This window comes from Chamaesiphon sp. OTE_75_metabat_556 (assembly GCF_031378165.1).
Classification (GTDB): Bacteria; Cyanobacteriota; Cyanobacteriia; order Cyanobacteriales; family Chamaesiphonaceae; genus Chamaesiphon.
In genome coordinates, this window is record NZ_JANNDR010000386.1 from 1 (window position 1) to 3,650 (window position 3,650).

Below are 3,650 nucleotides of genomic sequence, written 5' to 3' on the forward strand. Positions count from 1 at the left end.
TCCTTGATAGTGAGATTCCAGTATTAGTAGATTTTTGGGCACCTTGGTGCGGCCCTTGTCGGATGGTCGGGCCAGTAGTTGATGAAATTGCCGCTCAATACGAAGGCAAAATTAAAGTTTACAAGCTCAATACCGATAACAATCCAAATGTAGCCAGTCAATATGGGATTCGGAGTATTCCGACATTGATGATTTTTAAAGGTGGCCAAAAAGTCGATACTGTAGTTGGCGCAGTTCCCAAAGCAACTCTGTCGAATACTGTCGAAAAGTATCTCTAGACTAAGATCGATCTGGTGCGGTCTCGATCGAACCCGTCTCTACATTGATACAGTTGACTAACCCGATCGTGGTAAAACCATCGCTAGAGATCGCCCTTTTGGACGTTACTAGCTATTGCCAACAGTTTCAAGCGATCGAGTCCCAATCTCAAGAATAGTCTGCTCGGTCGATATTCTTGTTCGATGGGAGAGCGTCTCTAGCTGAATCTAGCTGGAGACGCTTTTCAGTGTGAATCGGGGATTAATCAAGATCGAAGCTGCATGAGCGCGAGCCATATAATCTCGAACTAACCTATGGATGAGCTAACTAACCTCAAAAATGACCTGATGAACGCGATCGATCGCTTACCAGCTACAAAGAATGGTAAGTGGATTCAGCGTACCTTAGAAACGATCGTGCGGCTGTCCGAGACAGACATCGACAGGTTGGATTGGAAGATTCTGAGTGCATCTGTGGGCGATATGGAGCGGGCTTTTGAGATATTCTATCCCTATCGACATACTCGCAAAGTCGCAATTTTTGGTTCGGCACGCACTAGCGAAACAGCTCCAGAATATCAACTGGCTGAGGAGTTTGCCCGCGCGATTACTCAGCAGGGCTTTATGGCGATTACGGGTGGTGGGGGCGGGATTATGGCCGCTGCAAATGCTGGGGCGGGCGTGGAACAGTCATTTGGTTTGAATATTCAACTTCCCTACGAACAAGGTGCCAATAAGTATATCTCTGGCGATCCCAAATCGATCGAGTTTAAATACTTTTTTACCCGTAAGTTATTTTTCTTGCGAGAAAGTGATGCAGTGGCACTTTTCCCTGGTGGATTTGGCACTCAGGATGAAGCGATGGAAACGCTGACATTATGTCAGACTGGACGTTATGGCCCCGTCCCACTCGTCTTGATCGATCGACCTGGCGGGAGTTATTGGCGAGACTGGGATCGTTATCTGCGTCAGCACCTGGCGGCTACTGGCTTAATTGGACGAGACGATCTGAGTCTATATACGATTACTGACGATATTCAAACGGCAGTAGAGACAATTCGGAACTTTTATCAGGTATATCATTCCAGTCGCTATGTCGGCGATCTGTTTGTGATGAGATTGAAGGTATCAATCTGCGATCGAGATCTAGATTTCCTCAATCGGGAGTTTGGTGACTTAGTTGCTAGTGGTAGCATCGTTCAAACTACAGCTCTAGCGGATGAATTAGACGATCCGACCGCAGCTTTACCGCGACTGGTGTTCAAATTTGATCGGCGAGACTTTGGCAGGCTATATCAAATGATTGGCAAAATCAATCAAATGGGTGGAGATATTTGTCTCAATACTCATCCTGAAACTAAGTAAACAAACAAAATAACCCTGCTGTTTTAACATCAGGGTTATTTAAATAGGTTGAAATTATTAGCTTTCAAGCCTGTATCCCCCGATCCGTATTCAGGAGCTGTGGTGTTTCGATTGATCGTCAAAATAATGAGCAAGGAGGGATTCGAACCCCCGACCTTCTGATCCGTAGTCAGAAGCTCTATCCACTGAGCTACTTGCCCTAGTCCGTTCTCAAATATAGCACACCTTTTGGAAAAACTAAAAAGGTTCGAGCGAACACTCAAACCTTTTTAGCTTAAATTAGTGGGCAAGGAGGGATTCGAACCCCCGACCTTCCGGTTCGTAGCCGGACGCTCTATCCACTAAACTACTCGCCCTAGCCAGCAAACAAATATAACATACTTTAGCTTAATCATGCAAAATTTTTCTGATCGGATTGAAGCTCAATCGGATTCCTCACTCACGCATTTGAACGATCGCGGCGAAGCCAAGATGGTCGATGTCGGCCAAAAGCAGGTCACCACCCGCACCGCAGTCGCCGCAGGTCGAGTCCGCATGTCTGCAAGTACTCTAGACGCAATTCTAGCGGGCAATGCCCCTAAAGGTGATGTTTTAGGTGTCGCACGGATTGCTGGCATCATGGCGGCCAAGCAAACGGCCAATCTCATTCCCCTCTGCCATCCGCTCCCCCTGAGTCAGGTCAGTGTCGAATTAACACCCGATCCAGATTTACCAGGCATCGAGATTCGAGCGATAGTGACGATCGAAGCCAAAACTGGGGTCGAAATGGAAGCACTCACAGCCGTATCGATCGCGGCTTTGACGCTGTACGATATGGCCAAAGCCTTGGAGAAGTCGATGCAGATCGAAAACATCCGGTTAGTTAGTAAAACTGGCGGGAAGTCGGATTTTGTAAGTGGATAGTGGATAGTGAATAGAAATTTTAGTTGCGAGTGATGCTTTTGGAATCGGTTACACCGTAAGATAGCATTGACTGCGATCTCGCGTTCCTTTTTACCATTTCCCACTGTGAAAAAACGGGTTACTCTGACCTTCCCCAAACGGGCGATTCAAATGCCAGTAGCCTATCGACTGGCTAAAGATTTTAATATTGCTGCCAATATTATCCGCGCGCAGGTCGCGCCCAATCAAATTGGGAAATTGGTAGTCGAACTGGCTGGCGATATTGATGAGCTTGATGCGTCGATCGAGTGGATGCGATCGCAAGGCATTCAAGTTTCGACTGCAAATAAGGAAATCTATGTCGATGAGGATGTCTGTGTGGATTGTGGCTTGTGTACGGGCGTATGTCCCACCGAAGCCCTCAATTTGGTACCCGATACCTTCAAGCTCAACTTTACCCGATCGCGTTGTATCGTCTGCGAACAATGTATCCCAACTTGTCCGGTGGGCGCGATTTCTACCAACTTGTAGGCGATCGAATTGGAAAATCGATCTATGATAGTAGCAAGTACTATCAAGATTTATTAACTATTTTGGCGATCGCGATCGACGACGGAACTAAAACTCCCAGGATTACCGGTTGGCAAGCTCTCGATCCGATCTGGCAAGGCGGAGCCGAAGTCGTCCAATCTGGATTACCGCATCAGCAACTCCCCCCAGCATGGCAGATTTTACTACTCGGGGATGGTTCGCCAACGCGACATTTGCAACTACTGACAGGGGAACCGACAGAAGTAGATGTGATCGATATGTCCGCCATTGGGATGGATGAAGATGATGCGCCGAGTTCGTTACAGGTCGTGCCAGGGCCGAGAGTGCGGCGGCAGGTGTGGCTACGGACGGCTTCGGGACAAAGGTTGGCTTATGCCACCTCCTGGTGGGAGGCTCGCCATGTTGATGAGTACTTAGAGAATAAATCGTTGCCGATTTGGGCAAGTTTGGCGAAGTTACGCACGGAATTGTATCGAGATGTTCAGGGGATCTACTATGGTGATTCACCAGCTTTGGCTACAGCTTTTGGCGAGAGTGGGCCATTCTGGGGTCGGCACTATTTGTTCTGGCATCACGGGCAGCCATTGACGCTGA

Annotated in this window: 5 protein-coding genes and 2 tRNA genes; 5 read left to right on the forward strand and 2 right to left on the reverse strand. The window is 47.9% G+C overall.

Going from position 1 to position 3,650, the window contains the following annotated elements; genetic code table 11:
* On the forward strand, nucleotides 1–278 hold a 278-nt coding region (gene trxA / locus RMO27_RS15575; RefSeq protein ID WP_309734128.1), incomplete at its 5' end, for a thioredoxin.
* 294 nt (nucleotides 279–572) lie between these two features.
* Nucleotides 573–1,622, forward strand: coding sequence for a TIGR00730 family Rossman fold protein (locus RMO27_RS15580; protein ID WP_309734129.1), 1,050 nt, complete (start codon nucleotides 573–575; stop codon nucleotides 1,620–1,622).
* 127 nt (nucleotides 1,623–1,749) lie between these two features.
* Here the strand turns inward: RMO27_RS15580 and RMO27_RS15585 are convergent.
* Both RMO27_RS15585 and RMO27_RS15590 read right to left on the reverse strand, forming a co-directional pair.
* A tRNA-Arg gene (locus tag RMO27_RS15585) sits at nucleotides 1,750–1,822 on the reverse strand.
* An 83-nt stretch (nucleotides 1,823–1,905) separates the two neighbouring features.
* Nucleotides 1,906–1,978: transfer RNA gene (locus RMO27_RS15590), tRNA-Arg, on the reverse strand.
* 37 nt (nucleotides 1,979–2,015) lie between these two features.
* Here RMO27_RS15590 and moaC point away from each other — a divergent pair.
* The 3 genes from moaC to RMO27_RS15605 all read left to right on the forward strand — a co-directional run.
* Entirely contained in the window at nucleotides 2,016–2,525 is a 510-nt protein-coding gene (gene moaC, locus RMO27_RS15595) for a cyclic pyranopterin monophosphate synthase MoaC (protein WP_309734131.1), read from the forward strand.
* 105 nt (nucleotides 2,526–2,630) lie between these two features.
* Entirely contained in the window at nucleotides 2,631–3,035 is a 405-nt protein-coding gene (locus RMO27_RS15600; RefSeq protein WP_309734134.1) for an NIL domain-containing protein, read from the forward strand.
* Nucleotides 2,990–3,650: chorismate lyase (locus RMO27_RS15605; protein WP_309734135.1), on the forward strand; the 661-nt coding region annotated here is incomplete at its 3' end. The genes RMO27_RS15600 and RMO27_RS15605, both read left to right, overlap by 46 nt.